The sequence below is a fragment of the Kosakonia sp. YIM B13588 genome, assembly GCF_042788165.1.
GTDB lineage: Bacteria > Pseudomonadota > Gammaproteobacteria > Enterobacterales > Enterobacteriaceae > Kosakonia > Kosakonia sacchari.
In genome coordinates this window covers 1-1,956 of the sequence record NZ_JBHZPO010000030.1, presented here as the reverse complement: position 1 = coordinate 1,956, position 1,956 = coordinate 1, and the positions used below count along the sequence as shown (strand labels likewise).

Annotated in this window: 1 rRNA gene; it reads left to right on the top strand. The window is 53.2% G+C overall.

Annotation, left to right across the window (positions count from 1 at the left end):
• Positions 1–1,956 (top strand): 23S ribosomal RNA (locus tag ACFX4U_RS24005); the annotation flags it as partial.

The following is a 1,956-nucleotide window of genomic DNA, read 5'->3' as shown; positions in this document are numbered from 1 at the left end:
ATCCATATCTGAATACATAGGATATGAGAAGGCAGACCCGGGGAACTGAAACATCTAAGTACCCGGAGGAAGAGAAAGCAAATGCGATTCCCTGAGTAGCGGCGAGCGAAACGGGACCAGCCCAAACCAAGAGGCTTGCCTCTTGGGGTTGTAGGACACTCTGTACGGAGTTACAAAGGAACGAGGTAGATGAAGAGGTCTGGAAAGGCCCGCCATAGAAGGTAACAGCCCTGTAGTCAAAACTTCGTTCTCTCCTGAGTGGATCCTGAGTACGGCGGAACACGTGAAATTCCGTCGGAATCCGGGAGGACCATCTCCCAAGGCTAAATACTCCCTAGTGACCGATAGTGAACCAGTACCGTGAGGGAAAGGTGAAAAGCACCCCGGAAGGGGAGTGAAAGAGATCCTGAAACCGTGTGCCTACAAGTAGTCAGAGCCCGTTAATGGGTGATGGCGTGCCTTTTGTAGAATGAACCGGCGAGTTACGATCCCGTGCAAGGTTAAGCAGAAGATGCGGAGCCGCAGCGAAAGCGAGTCTGAATAGGGCGAATTGAGTACGTGGTCGTAGACCCGAAACCAGGTGATCTACCCATGTCCAGGGTGAAGTTCAGGTAACACTGAATGGAGGCCCGAACCCACGCACGTTGAAAAGTGCGGGGATGAGGTGTGGGTAGGGGTGAAATGCCAATCGAACCTGGAGATAGCTGGTTCTCTCCGAAATAGCTTTAGGGCTAGCCTCAAGGTAAGAGTCTCGGAGGTAGAGCACTGATTGGACTAGGGGCCCCTACCGGGTTACCGAATTCAGTCAAACTCCGAATGCCGATGACTTATCCTTGGGAGTCAGACTGCGAGTGATAAGATCCGTAGTCGAAAGGGAAACAGCCCAGACCGCCAGCTAAGGTCCCAAAGTATACGTTAAGTGGAAAAGGATGTGGAGTTGCTTAGACAACCAGGATGTTGGCTTAGAAGCAGCCACCATTTAAAGAGTGCGTAATAGCTCACTGGTCGAGTGACTCTGCGCCGAAAATGTACCGGGGCTAAACGTATCACCGAAGCTGCGGACTGTTCTTCGAACAGTGGTAGGAGAGCGTTCTAAGGGCTGTGAAGCAAGACCGGAAGGACTTGTGGAGCGCTTAGAAGTGAGAATGCCGGTATGAGTAGCGAAAGAGGGGTGAGAATCCCCTCCACCGAATGCCTAAGGTTTCCTGAGGAAGGCTCGTCCGCTCAGGGTTAGTCGGGACCTAAGCCGAGGCCGAAAGGCGTAGGCGATGGATAACAGGTTGATATTCCTGTACCACCTCCTCACCATTTGAGCAATGGGGGGACGCAGGAGGATAGGGTAAGCGCGGTATTGGATATCCGCGTCCAAGCAGTTAGGCTGGGAAATAGGCAAATCCGTTTCCCGTGAAGGCTGAGCTGTGATGGCGAGCGAATTATAGTAGCGAAGTTCCTGATTCCACACTGCCAAGAAAAGCCTCTAGCGAGGTGAGAGGTGCCCGTACCGCAAACCGACACAGGTAGGCGAGGAGAGAATCCTAAGGTGATCGAGAGAACTCTCGTTAAGGAACTCGGCAAAATGACCCCGTAACTTCGGGAGAAGGGGTGCTCTGTTAGGGTGCAAGCCCGAGAGAGCCGCAGTGAATAGGCCCAGGCGACTGTTTAGCAAAAACACAGGTCTCTGCGAAGCCGTAAGGCGAAGTATAGGGGCTGACGCCTGCCCGGTGCTGGAAGGTTAAGAGGAGCGCTTAGCGTAAGCGAAGGTGCGAATTGAAGCCCCAGTAAACGGCGGCCGTAACTATAACGGTCCTAAGGTAGCGAAATTCCTTGTCGGGTAAGTTCCGACCCGCACGAAAGGCGCAACGATCTGGGCACTGTCTCAACGAGAGACTCGGTGAAATTATAGTACCTGTGAAGATGCAGGTTACCCGCGACAGGACGGAAAGACCCCGTGGAGCT